An 18,353-nucleotide genomic window follows, 5' to 3' on the forward strand; every position below is an offset into this window, starting at 1 on the left:
CCGCACTAGGCGGTTCCAAAAGGTTGACAAAGTTCCAATTAACGAGAAAGCATACTTTTCAGCCCTTTCGCTTCCCAATAGGAGGTTGGAAGGGCATTATTTGTGTTTCGAAACATCTCCCATACTACAGCGTTAGCCCTTGGCGGCTTTGGATTTCGTTGTCTATTGGCAACTCATCCGGCTAACCCTGCCTCAAATCCAGTTCGTGTACCTTGACCCGTGCGTTTGCCTCCAGCTTCCTTCAGATTCCGCCTCACGACGGACACCCTTGCCTTTGGCTGCGGCAGGCGCTCGCCAGCCCCCGTTCGGGACTTTCACCCTAGAGATGACGCCCATGCTGGGCGTACGATGAACACGAGGTCCAGGAAGGATCCTGGACCTCGTATTATTCTAAAAATTTATCCCTTCTCTATAGATTCCCTCTAATATACATTCCCTCTTAACCCTCAAAACCATCCTATTAGACTATCTTCCTTCTTCACTGGATGGAAGACGGCGGATTCGCATCTCGTCGCCTGATTCCGACTTCACATGCAGGATCAGCTCCAGCCAGCTGTCCACAGGAATGCCTGCTTGATCCAAGATCTTCTCAGTCGGCAGATCGAAGGAAGGGATCACATCGGCATCAAGTCCGAGATAGCTCATCAGCTGCCTTACCTCATCTAACGCGTCCTGGCCGCGTGTAACTTGGCCTTCCCCAGTATATCTCGCCAAGGTGACGACCGGTTGGCCTTCGATCATCTGGTAGATGACCTTGACCAATTGCTGATCATCGCCGCGGACATACAATTCGAAATATTCGATCCCCTGCAGATCATCTTCTTCATCCGACGGTTCTTCTTCATATACGGGCTCGAGAGCTGCAGCCGGCTCAGGATCAGAGCTGGGTTCTTCTTCATATTCTGATACGGGTTTCATAGCAGGCCCTGACAACGGCACCGGTTCTCTGGCAGGCGCAGGCACGAGTCCGACCATCGGTTCAGGTTCCGGTTCCGACATCGGTTCTTCATGGGGCTCTGATTTCACGTCTTCTGGTGCTGGTTCGGCTTCCGTCTCCTTATACGTCGGCTCAGGCGGTGGTTGATCAGTTGCCTCTCCATGGAAGAAACGCTCCAGATCGACACCTGATCGTTCTAACACGACAGAGATCGGAGCATCCCGCAATACCTGTTCGTCGATCTGAATACCCTGCTCCACGGCTCTTTCATAGATGATGTTTGCATTTAGCGATAGTTTTCTTTGCCTGGCCAGATCAACCTGCTTCTCTTCTGCTATGAATAACTGCAATTCAATCGATCCATCCGATGGAAATACATCCTTAACCATCTCAACAACATCATGACCAGGACCGGCTACAGAGATAAACACCCATTTGCGATGCGGGTCATGGGGCCAAAGATATCCCCGCTCAAGTGCCCGCATCACAAGCAGCTCGAGCGCCGGGGATAACGCTTGCCCCATGAGTTCATGATCACCGACTAATGTGCGAGCTTCATCATTGATTCTCTCTACAGAGACAACGAAACCATCGTCATCGATATTCAGTTCCAGACTGGGATTGATATCGATCGCCACGATCGTCGGATGATCATGATTCCATCCCGTCCGCATGTGAAGGAACAAACCTGCAGCTGCTAAGAGTACAATGGTAACGACAACTACCCTTCCTATATTCCACGACCAACTTGGCAAGATTTCCCGCTTTTCTTCCGGCACGATGATCGTATCCCCCAAAGCTGGCAATACTGGTGGATGCGGCAGATTCCGATAAACTCCATCCTCTGTGAGAACGACGATCTCATGTTCGGTTATTTTCATCACGGTTGCACGCACCGTCAGTCCTCCTCCAATCTAGCAAACGACACGGTCTGGCGGATACTTGAAAACTCTTCGCAACCAAAGATCAAGATGAGCGAGATGATATATTTGCGGTTGCGTTCCAGTGTTTTTTTACTAACATCCACCTCTCTAACCATTTCCTTCAGCGGAAGTTGCTTCTTGGTTAACAGTATATTAAGCCATTCTCTTCTTGTACAGAACATTCTGGCGATTTTCACCATCGTGCTGCGGGTATCTCGATGCTTGGGAGTGACTTTCTCTAGTTCTTCAAGGCGAATGCCAAATTGCTGGAGTCGTTGGTCATAACACTGGAGTTCCTCTGCCAAAGTCATGGACACTTCCTGCTGTGTATAAGCTTCTAATGAACCAGCGGTCTCCGCGATCGAAAGCCTTTCATCCCCATAATGCCATTCCGTCTCAGCTCTTTCGATCTTCCCTGCGCGACGAAATTCATCGATCAAACGTGTACGAATCACCATATAGGCAAAGTTGTCGAAGGATTTCCCCATATCCGGCCGATAGCGGTCGATCGCTTCGTTGAAGGCGATCAGCCCGATGCTCGCTTCATCATCGTCCCAACCGATCGGTCGCTTGCAGATGTGATTCACGGCACGCAATATAAAAGGTTTGTATCGGCAGATCAAATCCGATCGAAGATCCGAATGGCCATTATGGATCATCTCTAAATATTCTTCTATCGATTGAATTTTCCTCCCCCCGATACCCACGCGCACAAATCCCCTTCCAAAATGAGGATGATTACATTGTTATTGTATCAAGGAACCATATTTTGTGCTATAAGGTGAAAGACCTGTTATTGGACAGCCGCCAGACTAATTATCTGACGGCTGATTCGTCTTAGCCTAATTAGTAGGCTCTATTCCCCATACTAATTTGTCATTTTGATAGAGTGTCACACGCTCCCAATCTGCGAATAAAGTCTTACTAGGATCGAAGGAGTAGTCATTGCTTTCGTCGAAATTCGACCAATTTTCCTTCGCCATGCGCAGTTGAATGATGCCGCTCTGACCGCCGGCAGGGATCGAACCTGCTCCGCTGGTAAACCGCAGTTCCACGTAGGAGTCGGTAAACACGGTTTGGATATTGGATGATCCGATCTCCGCCCAATCGATCCAGGCATTCACCCCTTCGCTGCCATCCTTTGTGAAGTAGTACCGCAGCTTCAGATCGCTCATGTTCACCGGGCTTGCACCGCGATTCACGATGTTGAAGTGCGGTTTGATCTGGTTGTTCACCGGATCGGTGTCAGCGGCCATATATTGAACAACTAAGTCTCCGTCGGGCTGCGGGACAGGATCTTCCGATCCAGGTCCTCCGGGTTCACCGGGTCCAGGCTCATCGGGATCAGGCAGTTCAATGGAACCGATCTTGATGCTGATCAGCGATGCAGCCGGGCTCTCCCCTGCTTCGTTTACCGCGGTGATGATGTAGTAATAAGTGACATTCTCCTCCAGAGAAGTGTCGGTATAGGAAGTTCCTCTGACATTAGCGATCAGCTGGTAAGGTCCTTCCGGATTCGTCGCCCGCTTGATGTTGTAAGAATCTGCACCTTCCGAAGCATTCCAAGTCAAGACAGTTTGCGCAGAGATCCCTGTGACGCTGTCAGGCTTATCCTGGGGTGGATCCGTTCCGTCACCCTCCTCAGTTATTAGTACCATATGATAAGCCGTAAGAGGCGGAATCGTATAGGTAAACTGATTGTTATCGATCGATGGGATCGCAGTGAACCTGCGAATCTCCGGACTTGCTTCATCGAAGCCGTAGACCTCGCCGAAGCGGTAGAGCTGATTGCTCGTCACTTGGATTGTCGCTTCCAGCGGCGTATCCAAACTCTTGTTCAAGACGATCAGATGCAGCTCATCATTGGTTTCACTGGTTACAGAGGCGTATGCCGAACTATTCTCGATATCCGAGGTCTCAGCATAGACACGAATATCACCGTAAGTCGAGCGGCTGCCGTCATAGTTGCGATAGAGTTCGTAGGCTGACTTGACATAGTCATAGCCGCCGTCGAACAGCCAGAAGTTGGACATGTAGACATCGTACTTGCCGAAGATGCCGAGCACATCGACCATGGCGATGCCGCCGGTGATCTCATTCTGTGCCCCGTAGTTAAATTCCGTAATCGCCAGCTTCGTGCCCGGATAGTACGTATCGATCGATTGCTGCAGCGTCGGCAGCAGCGGCAGATGGTGGCTGCCCCACTGCCCGATCCAGCTGTCCTCGATATACGTGGGATCCCAGAGGGTACGAGGCGCTTGCAGTCTGGCTTTCCTGGTCTCTTTGGTACCCACCTGGTCGGTGATGCGGATGTCGTCCCCTCTGGCTTCGGGGTACCAATGCACATCCAGCACGTCCAGCAGACGCTTGCCCTCTGCTTCCGATGCTTGGCGCATATGATCTAAGTAATAATCGATGAACCAGCCGTAATCGCCGCGGAGATCTTCCCAATCCTCGGCGTCCTGCAGTCCGGTATAAGCAGCATAACCATAGAGCGCAGGGCCGAAGATCTCAGCATATGGATCGACATCCTTCACCGCATTCGCCAGCGCGATGCTACGGTCGAGAAGCTCTTGCACCCCGGTGATGTTCGGATGGATCCTCGGATGGGTATGCGGCCACAACGCCGGTTCATTGTCTAGAGAATAGCCCTTTACCCCCGTTGGCGTCGAAGCGTTGCCATATTTGTGCACGAGGAAATGCACCTCCTCATCCACATAGACCTTGCCGTCATTCAGATTAGGGGTCAAGGTGAACGGTGCCCCCTTCCGATACACAACTTCATCCCAGCGATGGGAAGGAGCGGTTTCGCTTTCGAGAACGGTGCCGTTCCCATCCCGCGACACGTATCCGGCAAGCGGCAAGGTGATCAGTGAGTATGCTCCTTGTGCGATAGATTGTTCATGGAAGGTGGACAGCACACCGCCCGGCTCATTGCACTTATCTTCAGGCGTTTCAGTGAAGGTACAGGCATAATTGTCACTGGAGTGATACCAATCGCTGCCGGCATTAGACATATTGTTCTCCCAGTTGTAACCGGTGGTCCGGTTGCCGCCGAAACGCCGCACCGTAAGATGTTCCGAAAAATCCTGATTCGTGCCGTAGATATACGGACTGATCTCCCCTCGATCGCGGCTCGTATCGACCTGAATCGTAATCGCCGTTGAAGCTGCTGCCTGGGGAGCAAAGGGGACCGAAAGCCATGAGCTGCACGCTATGATGCCGGCAGTGAACATGGAAAGCCATTTGAATCTGGACCTGCGTGGCTTACTTACGCCGTTATCTTGCATCATCATTCACCCTCTTTTCCAAAAAAAGTGATCGTACATCCGTGAACGACCATCAACAGGACGACGATGCCTCATGCTGCCTCGCAGCGCGAATCATGGACGAACTGGATCACCTCCTTTATAAGCGGAACCCAGAGCGACACCTTGCGGTGCCGCTCTTGTTCCAGAGAGATATGAAAGATTAGGGTTCAATTCCCCATACCAGCTGACCATTGAGATACAGCGTGACTCGATCCCAATCAGCATAGGAGGTCTTGGTGGGATCGAAGGAGTAGTCGTTGGTCTCATCGAAGTTAGACCAGTCGTTCTTCGACATGCGGAGCTGAATGTCCCCTGTCTGCCCGCCAGCCGAGATCGAACCCGCACCGTTCGTAAAGGACAGCTCGACGTACGTATCTGTAAAGGTCGTCTGAATATTACTGCTGCCGATCTGTGCCCAATCGATCCAGGCGTTCATCGGCTGATTGCCGTCTTTGCTGAAGTAATAGCGCAAGGTCAGCTCGCTGAGGTTCACCGCTGTTGAACCGCGGTTCACGATATTAAAATGCGGCTTAATCTGGTTGTCATAAGGATTGGTATCCGCTGCGCGGTATTGAACGACTAGATCGCCCTCAGGAGCAGGAGTTGGTGTATCATCCTTAGGCGTGGCGCTGACTTGGATGGAGTTCGCACTTTCGCCGTGATCATTCACAGCGCTGACCACATAATAATAGGTCGTGCCATTGGTGACGTTCGTGTCAATATACTGGGATGAGGTTACTTGTGCGATCACGGTATACGGACCGCCGCTGGTCGTCGAACGCTTCACCAGGTAGGAGTCAGCTCGGGATGCATCCTGCCAATCCAGATCCACCCGCTTGTCGCCGGCTGTTGCCGTTAAGCCCAGCGGAACTGCCGGCGGCTCATCGCTCGGCTCTCCTGGTTCTTCGCCCGGATCCCCTGTTCCCGAACCAAGGATGCGCTCATACTCGGCATAGGCAGTAGCCATGTCGACCTGTGCCCAGAAGCGGTGATAGACGAAAGTCGGCTTGCCGTTCTCCCACTCGCCGGTTGATTCGTTGTAGGAGGATTGATAGATGGACTCAAGATAGCTCCACTGCGGGTCGTTGACGATATTGGGCCGCAGATCAGCATAGCTGATATAACCGCCGTTGCCGCCCTTGGCAGGATCTGACGGTACGCCCATGCTCGCGGAGACAGTATTGCCTTGACCCATCACGCCTGTCCAATCGTTCGGGATATAGATCTCCTTCGTGAAATAGCGGTAATAATCCGCACGTTCTTCCGGTATCGCGATGCCGATTCCGTCATTGTATTGCCATGCGATATCGAGCAGATCTTCGACTTTCTGCTTAGCCGAAGCGGCCAGATCTGTGTAGTCCCCAGTTTCCGCTTTGACGCCGGCGGCATAGAAGATCAGTGCCTTCGCATAGCTGCCCAGCACACCGACATCCTGACTCGGATCCTTCACCATTACCGTGAGGTTCGCATTATCCCCATCATAGGCGTCGAAACCGTTCCATGGATCCGGTTGTCCCGACCACTCGAGTGTAGAAGGCAGTGAGAATTCCCCGGGAGCAGCCACCGTTGCGATCGCCGGATCGCGGCCGCTGACCCGATTGCCGTTAGCATCAAGGTAGTATCCATCGTTATCAGTAACCGGGCGTTCATTGACGAAGACATAGTCGATGGACCAATCCACCCATTTGTCGATCACTTGCTTCGCCATTCGGAAATACTTAGAGCTCGTATCACCTTTGGAAGCTAAGATATAGTACAGCTCTGCAACACGCTCTACGGACCATGCTTGGAAGCCGAACCACTGGTTCGAACCCGGATCATGATAGACCGGATGATCGTCATAAGCCATGCCGTAGAAGGTGCTCACACCGCTTGGATAGCTGCTGTAATTACCGTTCCAGCTGTTGGTCGCACCACCCGCAATCGCGCCTTCTGTGGACTGCAGCCAGTTGTAGAACTCCAGCTGACGCTCAAGGGAGATCTCCCAATCACTCTGTGCCGTCGGAGAGCGCGGGATCAAGCCGCCATCCGGCTGCGACAGTGCGTATGCAGCAACCGGGTTCTGATAGCCTTGGTGCGTATGGCTGGAACCGATCCGCCAAGCCCAGTTTCCGCTGCCGTCATCGCCAAGCCCGCCGCCCCAGGCCGTATACCAAGCCATCAGGTAATGGGCGGAATTCTTGCCGTTACCTGAATTGGGCGAACCGTCTGAAGCGCTTCCAATCTGTTGGAAATACTTGTCGTACATATCATAGCGGAGGAAATCCCCCATCTTCTTGGCCTTATCCAAGTACACTTGATTGTTATAGCCTAACTCCTTAGCCCAGTACATCACTTGCACGGCGCGGGCGTCCGCATCGCTGGCATTCGTATAACGCCACTGTTTCGCCGGCGGCTGATTCTCCTTGGTGAACAAGGTCATGAATCCTTCGCCCGGCTTGCCAAAGCTGTGATCATCTTGGGAAGGGTGCGGAACCGCTTCCCATACCGACTCCTGCTCTCCGCGCTGGAATGTATTCACATACGTTGCCGTATGCGAGGGCGACAAGAGATTGCCGAACTGATACCAGTTATCGACGTCGAGCAGCCAGTGCATCAGATAAGTGGTGTTGCTGCCGTAAGTTTGTTTCAATTCAGCATCCAGCGGATCTTGGCCGGTCGGATATTGTCCGGAAATATCGCTTGGATACATATCCGGATAAGGATGTTCCGCAGCATAAGTAGCAGGACTCGATGGATTGTAATAGCTCATCGTCGGCTGCTCAGCCGCACCAGGAATGATATAGGTCTCCATATTATCCCACGCAGCTTCCAGCTTGCTCCAATCCCCGGTGTAATAGCCGTACAGCGTCTCCAGCCACAGCCAATAGCTGTAAGCCTCGGAAGTTGTCATGTGTCCGTAATCCGGCGCCTCGCTGATCAGCGTCTCCACGGAGTGGTAGGGGATCCCCTCCGGCGAGAAATATCCGTTATTCGGATCTTTGATCTGGTTGTAAAGTTCCAGGAATCTCGTCTTGTACACGGAATCCGCTGTGACATTGTAAGCTGGATCACTTGGAGCCGCATGGGCTGTAACAGCGCGGTCACCTCCAATCCCTGTGAAGAGAGAGGCGGTCATGGTCAAAGCCAAGGCCACGCTTCCCAACTTCCGTTTGAAGAAAGATTTCTTCATAATATACCTCCTCTGAGCGATTGTGTTGGGAGCCCGCAGTTATGCAAGCTCCCATCTATGTCTAAGGCGCGATACACGCCCTAAACATCATCGGTCTGACGAACAGGTCCTTTAACACCGATTAAGGTTCGATCCCCCATACCAGCTGTCCGTTCAGATAAAGCGTGACGCGTTCCCATGGAGCAAATGAGGTGATGCTTGGATTAAAGGAATAATCATTCGTTTCGTCAAAATTGGACCAGTCATTCTTAGACATCCGCAATTGAATGGGACCGCTTTCGCCGTTCGGGGAGATCCTGCCTGCTTGACTTGTGAAGCTCAGTTCGACGTATTCGTCAGTGAAAGAAGATTGAATATGGCTGCTGCCGATCTGCGCCCAGTCAATCCAAGCATTCATGGCTTGTCCGCCGTCTTTGCTGAAGTAGTAGCGCAGCTTGAGGTCACTGAGATTTACAGCCGTCGAGCCGCGATTCACGATATTAAAATGCGGTTTGATCTGATTGTCATAAGGGTTGGTATCCGCTGCAAGATATTCCACGATGAGATCTCCCTCCGGTACCGGCTGCGGGTCCGGATCTGGATCAGGGCCTGGTCCCGGGCCAGGATCGGGGTCCGGCTGCGGTTCGGTCTGCGAACCCGGCTCTTCGCCGAATTCCAAGACTCCCCCATCATAGACAGGGATATAAGGCGTCTTCTTGACCTGAGCCGTCAAACCTTGGTAGGAGTAATCATTGGCCGCATTCCAGAAGTTCGTTCCGGCCGGTGCGGCGATGCGGAATTGCACTTCCTTCTTATGCGCCGATTGTCCGCCCGGATAGATCTCGACACCGGTAAAATCGATATCGACATAATAGAGATGTTTCGATGCATCCCAGGCCTGTAATTGCGATACCTGTGCACCTTCGTTAAGATGCGTCGTTACGCGAATGTCGTTCGCCGTGTACCCTGCGGCATACACCTCAGACAGATCGACGAAATACTTAAAGGAAAGCTTATCGCCCATTCGCGCCGGCCAAGCTGAGCGATTGTTCAGAATTGCTTTGATCTCGGTGAAGTTGGCGCCTTGCGTATTGATCCCTGCTTCGACGAAGATCTCATCCTCCGTCACCGGCTCAGGCTGCGGGAAATTGCTGAGCGGCTGCTGGCCTTGTCCATAGAGCAGATACATCTTAGCCAGAGCACCGGTGAAGCCGGCATTATAATCCGTCGCCACTTCGTTGTTGATATAATTGCGAACATCGTCTTCATATGAATCATCCGCGTTAGGTCCGCCGACTAAGGCGCCGTAGAGAATATGCCGATGGGAGGATGGAATATCGAGACTATCCGCATAAGAGCCGTGGGCCGTCCGATGGTGCGGTCTTTGCGGCGGATTGTTGCCGAAGCCTACCACATAGCTGCTGTTGCGCGGATTATCCCCCAGGATGTAGAGGATCTGACTTGTGGCAAAATCGCGGTATCTCTGCTGTTTGGCCGGATCCTGCACCCAATCGGAATAGACAAAGGCTAGATAGGCGGTCGTCGAGGCATAGCGCAGCGCTCCCCATTGATCTAAGTAAGCTAAGCCGCCGGGTGTGTAGGTGATGCGCCGACCATTCACGCCGACGGACCAATAATCCAGATGATTCTCAACGGCTTGGATATACCGATGATCGTTGGTGATCCTAGCCATGAGCAGCTGAGCGCCTTTGTGCACGTCGTCCCAATTGTGGGCCCATTCATAGCCCCAGCTGAGAATGTTCTCGCCGACGCTTCGCGCCTTGTTTAGATAGTTCTCATCCTCCGTCGCCAGATACAGCCACACCGCTCCCCACATCAATTCATCCTCATAACCGCTCCAGGAGTTGTAATAATCCCGCGCATCGGTGATGCTGTCGGAATACTTGCCCCGGTAGGTGTCGGCGAATTGGTAGAGTTCCTTCGCATGCTGAAGCAGCAGCTGCGAATAAGCGGCATCCGTTTCCTCGAAGATGATCGAGGCTGCGGCCAGCGCCGCTGCGGTTCCGGCTGCGAGGTCGGAACCTGGATGCTGCGCATCGATCTTGTATGCCGGGCGCGGCATCGGCATCACTTCCGCCGGCCCCCACCAGTTATGGTCGAGAGTGCCGTTGCCGACTTGGCCATAGAATTCATTGGGTCCCGTATGCGCCTTGATAAAATAATCCGTCGCCCATTTGATATTGTCCAGCATGTACTCCAGCTGCCCTGTCTGCTCATAGGCTTCTCGGTACTCATAAACGGACCATGCCAGCATCGTTGCACTGTAAGCCATCGGCAAGCCAAACTTCACATGATCGCCGGCATCGTACCAGCCGCCGGTCAAGTCGTGCCCCACATCCATCCCATCCTGCAAGCCCGAATCCCCACGCCAGTTCAGACGATTGTTCTCCGGCAATTTGCCGGAGCGCTGCGCTTCATAGAAGAGGATCGACTTCTGAAGAGCTTCGGCATAGTTATAATCCGTAACCGCTGCCTGCGCTTCCTGAACGCGGCCGACCAGGCCGTAGGATACGGATGCAGTGAGTACCGATGACAGCACGGCAACCTTTAAGGTTCGCTTGACGCCCTTGGTGATGCTCCATACATTCCTGCGCACTTCCTAACCTCCTTTACTGAATATTGAGCAAGAGAAGCTGTCTCTTACCCACTTATCTGTTATTACGATCACTTGCTGCATTTTCTGTCCGTCCTGCGATAAAAACAAAGAACCTTCCACACTTCCATCGAAGCATGGCGAATCCCGTCCCGCGATAAACAGATTATTAGATAAAAAAAAGACGCTGGAATCCAGCGTCTCGATCTTGCACCTTAATCATATAAATGATATTCATCTAAGTTCATCGATGAACGGCCATTCTTCCCTCTGTTCCGGTCAGGCAAGGCATGTATTTCTTGTCTTCCATTGTTATAGAAGATGATCAGTTCATCTGAAGTAATCGACGCCGATACATTCGCCAAGTTAGCTGCGCTGTAAGATTGGACAAGCTGTTTCACATCAATGCTCTCCTCTCCGGCGTTCGTCCCCTCCTGCGCTCCTATATACCAGCTCCCAATGACAACGATAACAAGTACCAACACTGCTGCTATTCCTATATAACCTGCTTTTTTGTTCATACACCACACATCCTATCTCTTAGATGATGTTAACGTTCATGATACTTATCACATGTACGATATCGCTTCAAGTTTAGATGTTCCGTGATGAACGTCACAGCATCTAAGGGGATCTTATGCCCAAATCCTGCATCAGCCCAGATCAGTCGTCCGATGAACAACATAATGTGAAGAAGCAGGAGAAATATCATGCATGCGAGGTATAGCGAACGATGCTTAAACTGATGTGCAAAGGCAAGATCCACCGCGCCGTGGTCACTGAGGCGAATCTGGATTATGTAGGCAGCGTGACGATCGATGAGCAGTTGATGAAGGAAGCGAATATCGAGCCCTATGAGATGGTGCAGATCACCAATCTGCGCAATGCTGCCAGATGGAAAACCTATGCGATCCCAGCTCCCGCCTGCTCAGGAACAGTCTGTCTTAATGGACCGCCTGCACACCTGTTCCACCCGCAGGATCAGGTGATCATCCTAAGCCTGGGCTTGTTCGATGAGCAGGAATTACGCCGATTGAGACCGCGGATCATCTTCGTGGATGAACACAATCAGATCGTGATACAAGAAGAATACGAATTATACAACAACCGAGGGGAAGTGAATTGGAGTGGTTTACAAGCGAGGTAAATTGACGAAGTATCGACTGTTGGCCAGGTCCAGCGAACTAGCCGCCGCTTTGCCGCCAACGCGGACACTGAACAAGGAGAATCTCAGCACTTACTTAAGCCGATACAAGAGCGTGATCTTGAAGCCGTCTTTCGGTTCGGGGGGAGCAGGCGTAATTGCCGTTTCAACGAAAGAACATCATACTTACCGGGTTCATTCCGGCAGATCCGTCGTCTATTGCACCGGCATGGATTCCCTCTACTCTGCCATTCGTAAGAAAAGACGCGGCCGGCTGTATCTCATACAGCGCAAGCTCAGCTTGGCGAAGGTGGGCAGCCGTCCCTTCGATATCCGCGTGATGGTGCAGCGGGAACGCGGGAAATGGATCATCTCCGGCCGACTAGCCAAAGTTGCTGGAGCCGGCTACATCATTACCAACTTGAGGCTTGGCCGGGGACGCGTACTTCCCCTCCGCACCGCCCTGCGCCGTTCGAATATCAGCGGGTTGGATGCAGATGAACTGATTCACCGCATCGACCGCCTCTCCCTTAGTTCCGTCCATCAGCTGAACCGGTATTATCGCTTGCGCAACGTCGGCCTCGATATCGGTGTCGATACGCAAGGAAGGGTATGGTTGATCGAGCCCAACTTTCATCCGGATCTGACCATGTTTCGTCGCCTCAAGGACAAATCGATCTATAGGCGAATTCGAGCACTGTCAGGAAGGAAAAAATAACGTGACGGAATAAGTCTACGAGCAAAGGCCTCCGTCACGCATATTGGATCAATGTTTTAAACTTTGGATAAGCTCTTTTAATTTATCCGCCGAGCGGTGCAAGAGTTGTTGTTCTTCTTCGTTCAGGTCAATATGCATCACTTCCCTGACCCCCTGCCGATCGACGATGCATGGGACTCCCAGGTAAACATCCGAAATGCCGTAGTAATCTTCCAACAAGGTCGATACGTTGAGCACCGCTCCTTCATCCCCCAGAATTGCCGCACAGATGCGGTCTAGGGCCAGTGCAATGGCATAGTAAGTTGCGCCCTTCTTCTCGATGATCTGATAAGCAGCATCCCTTGTATTTTCAAAGATGCGCTGCTTCGTCTCTTCATCCAGAATCAATTCGGAACCAGCGATATTCGCCAAGCTCCATACCGGCAGTTCGGAATCACCGTGTTCGCCGATGATATGCGCGTGTACGCTGCGCGGATCGATATTCAGATGCTCGCCGATCAAATAGCGGAAACGCGCACTGTCCAGCAGCGTCCCCGAGCCGATGACGCGGTTAGCCGGCCACTTCGAACGCTTATAGGTAAAATAGCTCATAATATCGACGGGATTCGAAGCGATGAGCAGGATCCCGTGATCATTGTACTTTAGCACATGGTCCACAATATCCTCGAAGATCGCAACATTGCGCTTTAAGAGATCAATCCGCGTCTCTCCGGATTTCTGAGCTGCGCCCGCTGTGATGATGATGATGTCCGCATCTTTGCAGTCTTCATAATCCCCGGCCCAGACCTTCACGCGGCCGAGATAGGGCATGCCATGGTTCATATCCAGGGCGTCGCCCTCCGCTTTATCGCGATTCACATCGATGAGGACGAGCTCATCCATGCGCTGCCTTAACAGCAGCGTATATGCCGTTGTAGAGCCTACTGCCCCAACGCCGATCACGACGATTTTCCTCTTCTTCATCAATCACATCTCCCTTTGCTGCACTTTTTTATCTCAATTAGACCCAGTATTATCCCCATCATAATATATTCCCTAGCTTAATTCATCCCCATCAATAAAAAAATCATACCTCTTCCTTCTGCAGCGAGCTCCTGCCTGAATCAACTTAGATGGACATACAGCCAACATCCGATGCGGACCAGCCGCTTGATTCTTCATGCCGCTATGATCAATAATAAACGGGAGATTGAGTTGATGGGAGGAACATCATTGAAGCAGACGCAGATCGTACACACCGAAGAAGAATTGCGCGCATGTATCGCGATCAGAACCAAGGTATTCGTAGAAGAACAGAACGTGCCGCTGGAATTGGAGATCGATGAATATGATCGTTCCCCGGATGCTTGCATCCATGTGTATGTCATTCAAGACGGCAAACCAGCAGGTACAGCCCGCTTGATCCCATACGACGAGGATACGGCGAAGATCCAGCGGGTAGCCGTACTGCAGGAATACCGCGGTCAAGGCATCGGCGGGATGCTTCTAACCGCCTTAGAGGGACAAGCCCGAGCACAGGGTGCTCGCCGTTGTATCCTCGATGCCCAGCTGCATGCGGTGCCGTTCTATGAGAAACAAGGCTATGTAAAACTGTCCGACGACACCTTCTACGACGCGGGAATCCTGCATGTACGGATGGTCAAAGAACTAAATGAATAACCTAAACAACAAGCATCCGCTCCCCGCACCATTCGAACTGCCGCGAGGGAGCGTATGAGTCTTTAACAGCAGTTCATATAGCTGCTGTTTTTTTATTGGGCGAATCGACAACCATGATGTTGATGTCAATGTAAATGCCGTAAAGATTTTACGTATATATGATCTATTTCCAAGCATATGGAACATAGGATGTTAATGTGATATCACTCTGATCATCTTAATCTAGGGGGAGATTCTATGTTCAAACGTGTCAACCGTCTGCCCATCCAACTGCCGAAACCGGATCATCCCGATCCCAATGCGGCCAGTGCCGTGCAGGAACTCTTAGGCGGACGCTTCGGTGAGATGTCCACATTGAACAACTACATGTTCCAGTCCTTCGCTTTTCGTAACAAGAAGAAGCTGAAGCCATTCTACGACCTGGTTGCCAGCATCACTGCGGAAGAAGTGGGCCATGTAGAGCTGGTGGCCAATACGATCAACCTGATGCTGATCGATTCAACCAAACCCGGGGATCCCGATTCGACACCGCTGGGAAACGGCACCGACAAGCGGAACACCTATTATTTCATTGATACGGCCCTTACGGCGAAACCCTGGGATTCCATGGGCAAAGCTTGGACGGGAGATTATGTCTTCAGCAGCGGCAATCTGCTGCTCGATCTGCTGCATAATTTCTTCCTGGAAACCGGTGCTCGTACCCATAAGATGCGTGTCTATGAAATGACCGACAATCCAACAGCCCGTGAGATGATCGGCTACTTGCTGGTTCGCGGCGGCGTACATATCCTGGCTTACGCCAAGGCCATCGAGATCATCACCGGCATCAGCTTGCCCAGGATGCTGCCGATCCCGAACCTGGACAATTCCAAGTTCGATTACGCCCGCAAATACGAAGAACAAGGCTTGCACCGCCGGCTGTACACCTTCAGCGATTCCGACTATCAGGACATCGCCTTGATCTGGAAAGGCACGCATCCGGAAGACGGCTCGCAGCTGGAAGCGGTCATCGGCACACCGGTCGGCTATCCGGTGCCGGATCTGCCGGCAGTCGATGAAACGTTTGCCCCGGGTATCTCGCCGGAAGACTTTGCGAAGATTTACAAGCAACTCAAAGATGCTGCTAATATCCAATAACGTGTGGAAGAAAAAACATCCGCTCCCGGATGATTTGAGGGAGCGGATTTCATATATCCAGCGGTGCTGATTTTTTTGATTCCCGATTAAGTTACAGCATCAGATACATTTCATATTATGAAAGCTCGTTTCGGGTAAAGTTAAGGCACTTAACAAATCCCATAAGCGATGTATGATTCGGAAAAACGGGTGTCTCCCCATCGAGAGCGATTACGGAATATTCCAAACTGTTGCCTTCAAGTCCGAAAAAGTGATTAAAAAATGCGTCCTTGGTCAGCTCGAACTTCACCAATCGGAGAAGCCCGTCTGAAAAGCTTCAAAGATCGCATCTTCATTCGTTTCCGTACATCTTCTGTATGTAATCATGTCCTTCGCCTCCTCCTGGGATTCCAATCTATTCGGTTGCCTTTATAAGGCTTCGATAATATCCCCTGCTGTAAGAGATGCTTCCGAATCACGCATAGCTGCAGCACGATCGCCAGCCGAAGCATGCCAATAAACGCCGGCGGCAGCAGCGGCAGTTCCATCCCATCCCTGTGCCAGCAGTCCGCCGATCATCCCAGCCAGCACATCTCCTGAGCCGCCTGTAGCCATGCCGGGATTGCCCGCCGTATTCACGTAGACGCTGCCGTCAGGTGCAGCGACGACCGTGCGCGCGCCCTTAAGTACCAGGATCACTTCATGCTGCTCAGCAAATCGGCGGGCGAGCTCGATGCGGCCGCGCTGCACCTCTTCCGTTGAGATGCGGCAAAGCCTTGCCATCTCGCCTGGATGAGGCGTCAGAATGGTCGGATGCCGGCGCTTAGGCCAAGATGCCAGCGGTTCATCGGAATCAGCCATCATGTTGAGCGCATCCGCATCCAGCACGAGCGGCAGTTCTATGGACTCCCACAAAGTTCTCAGCCAAGCCGTATCCCCTGCCCATCGCCCCATGCCGGGTCCGATCACCATCGCCTGCTTGCGCGCAGTCATCTCGACTAATGCCTGCGGGCCGATGCTGCTCCACTGACCGCTTCCGCCATCCGGCAGCCCGCTGATCATCACCTCCGGGAGCGTACCGGCAAGGGGCAGACTGAGGAGCTCAGGTACGGCCCAGGTCACTAACCCGGCGCCGGATCTTAAGGCTGCCTTCGAGCAGAGCCATCCTGCGCCGCTCATCGTTTTGGAGCCGGCGGCGATTAATACGTGACCGTATGTACCCTTATGCGTATCCGCCTCTCTGATTGGCGGGGTTGCCGCGCCGAACCGCTGGGCCAGCAGCGCTTCATTCAGAATGAACGTCCGCACCTGCTGCTGTTTGACCGCAGCTTCCGGTATGCCGATCGGCCTTACCACCACCTCGCCGGCCATCTCCGCACCCGGATACAGGATCAGTCCCCGTTTCATCAGGCCGAGTGCTGCTGTGACGGTTGCTCGTATACAGGGATCCGCCGTCTCGCCGGTGTCTGCGTTCAGCCCGCTGGGCAGATCCACAGCGACGATCGGCAATCCGCTGGCACATGCCTCGCGAATCAGGGAAGCATAGGGCTCACGCGGCGGACCCGATGCGCCGGTCCCCAGCAGCGCATCGATGATCCCGTCCCACTCCTCCCAATGGATGCGCATGCCCGGCTCATAAACGGAAGAGCGGATGCCGATCCGCGCAGCAAGATCTCTCTGGACAGCAACCTCTCCTTGCCAATCGTCAGGAGGTGTCGCATATAACAGATGCACGGCATAACCAGATTCCATCAGATGACGCGCTGCCACGATGCCGTCGCCGCCATTGTTGCCTTTACCCACGAGAACCAGCCAACGCGGCGCACGTGTCTCGTCCTTGCGCCCGCGTTGACGTCTGCTCTCCAGTCGGATCACTTCTTCCGCTACCGCTCTGCCTGCATTCTCCATCAACACGAGTGCCGGAATACCGATCTCATCGATCGCATACCGATCAATCGCTCTCATCTCCGCTGATGTAACCAGAATCATGCTGCAGCCTCCTTCGGATTTGGTCCGTATCGTATTCTGACTTTGCTCGGAATTGAATCGAGATCGATGCGTATAGATGCCATCAATGAGCAGACAGCTGAACCACGTGTTCCGTTGCGTACATCGGCTTATTGCCGAGATCCGTGCGGTAGAGATGGATCGTCTCGACACGCCAGGAATGCACCTGCAGTTGCTGCCACGCAGCCGCCAGTTCCTCATAGGGAAAAGCCGTGCCTTGATAGTTCCTGGATAAGGTCACATGCGGCCGATAGGGCCGATCCTCCGCCGGAAAATCCAGCGTATGCATCGCCTTAACCACTTCGGCTTGCAGCTTGTGGAGCGCCTCTAGATCACCTTGCACCCCCGCCCATAAGATTCGCGGCTGCTCCCTGCGGCCGAAGGTGCCGATACCTGACAGCCTCAGCTCAAACGGCGCTTGGGCGATCTTCCTGGTCAGTTCTTCTTTGACGCGCTGCAATCGTTCCGCGCCGCAGTCACCCAGGAACTGCAGGGTAACATGGAAATCCTCCTCATACACCCATTTGCGAAAAGGATATTCACCTCTCTGCCGTTCACACCAGGCATGGAGCATCTGCTTGATGTCCGGGGGAAGCGGGACGGCAACAAATACTCGTTTCTCATCATTCATTCAGATCACCAACATCTTAGGTTATGGATCAATCTCATCCTTCATATATTCCTGTAAAAATTATACGACAAATACAACGGGGATTCGAATTCAATCCTTATCCCCGGCGGCTGAGGTGTTGGCAGATCCATCTTCTACCTTC

The 18,353-nt window shown here is 52.6% G+C and carries 13 protein-coding genes and 1 pseudogene; 4 read left to right on the top strand and 10 right to left on the bottom strand.

Features of this window, described 5'->3' with window-relative positions; genetic code table 11:
* Positions 1-38: 38 nt before the first annotated feature.
* From PRECH8_RS14695 to PRECH8_RS06880, 7 genes and pseudogenes are all read right to left on the bottom strand, one after another.
* Positions 39-122, bottom strand: a pseudogene (locus tag PRECH8_RS14695) (group II intron maturase-specific domain-containing protein); the annotation flags it as partial.
* Between the two features lie 343 nt (positions 123-465).
* On the bottom strand, positions 466-1,833 hold the full coding sequence (locus tag PRECH8_RS06855; RefSeq protein ID WP_200966364.1) for an anti-sigma-I factor RsgI family protein: 1,368 nt from the start codon (positions 1,831-1,833) through the stop codon (positions 466-468).
* A gap of 2 nt (positions 1,834-1,835) precedes the next feature.
* The gene (gene sigI / locus PRECH8_RS06860) at positions 1,836-2,519 is read right to left on the bottom strand and encodes an RNA polymerase sigma-I factor (protein WP_242457472.1); all 684 of its coding nucleotides are present in this window, start codon (positions 2,517-2,519) and stop codon (positions 1,836-1,838) included.
* Between the two features lie 183 nt (positions 2,520-2,702).
* Positions 2,703-5,153, bottom strand: coding sequence for a glycoside hydrolase family 44 protein (locus PRECH8_RS06865; RefSeq protein WP_200966365.1), 2,451 nt, complete (start codon positions 5,151-5,153; stop codon positions 2,703-2,705).
* 178 nt (positions 5,154-5,331) lie between these two features.
* Positions 5,332-8,343, bottom strand: a complete 3,012-nt coding sequence (locus PRECH8_RS06870; RefSeq protein ID WP_200966366.1) for a glycoside hydrolase family 48 protein — start codon at positions 8,341-8,343, stop codon at positions 5,332-5,334.
* Between the two features lie 121 nt (positions 8,344-8,464).
* Complete coding sequence (locus PRECH8_RS06875; RefSeq protein WP_242457476.1) at positions 8,465-10,843, bottom strand: glycoside hydrolase family 9 protein; 2,379 nt, start codon at positions 10,841-10,843, stop codon at positions 8,465-8,467.
* A 308-nt stretch (positions 10,844-11,151) separates the two neighbouring features.
* Positions 11,152-11,457 (bottom strand): hypothetical protein, encoded by a 306-nt coding sequence (locus PRECH8_RS06880; RefSeq protein WP_200966367.1) that lies wholly within the window; start codon positions 11,455-11,457, stop codon positions 11,152-11,154.
* A 212-nt stretch (positions 11,458-11,669) separates the two neighbouring features.
* Between PRECH8_RS06880 and panD the strand changes: the two genes are divergently transcribed.
* Together panD and PRECH8_RS06890 are read left to right on the top strand one after the other, a co-directional pair.
* Positions 11,670-12,083: an aspartate 1-decarboxylase gene (gene panD, locus PRECH8_RS06885; protein WP_200966368.1), complete on the top strand. Its 414-nt coding sequence runs from the start codon at positions 11,670-11,672 to the stop codon at positions 12,081-12,083.
* The gene (locus tag PRECH8_RS06890; protein WP_200966369.1) at positions 12,064-12,798 is read left to right on the top strand and encodes a YheC/YheD family protein; all 735 of its coding nucleotides are present in this window, start codon (positions 12,064-12,066) and stop codon (positions 12,796-12,798) included. Before panD ends, PRECH8_RS06890 begins: the two co-directional genes overlap by 20 nt.
* 48 nt (positions 12,799-12,846) lie before the next feature.
* Here PRECH8_RS06890 and PRECH8_RS06895 read toward each other — a convergent pair whose 3' ends face one another.
* Positions 12,847-13,761 (bottom strand): L-lactate dehydrogenase, encoded by a 915-nt coding sequence (locus tag PRECH8_RS06895; protein WP_200966370.1) that lies wholly within the window; start codon positions 13,759-13,761, stop codon positions 12,847-12,849.
* 234 nt (positions 13,762-13,995) lie between these two features.
* On the opposite strand from PRECH8_RS06895, the gene PRECH8_RS06900 reads away from it, so the two are divergent.
* Positions 13,996-14,457: a GNAT family N-acetyltransferase gene (locus PRECH8_RS06900; RefSeq protein WP_200966398.1), complete on the top strand. Its 462-nt coding sequence runs from the start codon at positions 13,996-13,998 to the stop codon at positions 14,455-14,457.
* A 237-nt stretch (positions 14,458-14,694) separates the two neighbouring features.
* On the top strand, positions 14,695-15,594 hold the full coding sequence (locus PRECH8_RS06905; protein WP_200966371.1) for a manganese catalase family protein: 900 nt from the start codon (positions 14,695-14,697) through the stop codon (positions 15,592-15,594).
* A gap of 408 nt (positions 15,595-16,002) precedes the next feature.
* Here PRECH8_RS06905 and PRECH8_RS06910 read toward each other — a convergent pair whose 3' ends face one another.
* Both PRECH8_RS06910 and thpR read right to left on the bottom strand, forming a co-directional pair.
* Positions 16,003-17,562, bottom strand: a complete 1,560-nt coding sequence (locus PRECH8_RS06910; protein ID WP_200966372.1) for an NAD(P)H-hydrate dehydratase — start codon at positions 17,560-17,562, stop codon at positions 16,003-16,005.
* Between the two features lie 82 nt (positions 17,563-17,644).
* Positions 17,645-18,211: an RNA 2',3'-cyclic phosphodiesterase gene (gene thpR / locus PRECH8_RS06915; RefSeq protein ID WP_200966373.1), complete on the bottom strand. Its 567-nt coding sequence runs from the start codon at positions 18,209-18,211 to the stop codon at positions 17,645-17,647.
* Between the last annotated feature and the right edge of the window lie 142 nt (positions 18,212-18,353).

The sequence above is a fragment of the Insulibacter thermoxylanivorax genome, assembly GCF_015472005.1.
Lineage (GTDB): Bacteria > Bacillota > Bacilli > Paenibacillales > DA-C8 > Insulibacter > Insulibacter thermoxylanivorax.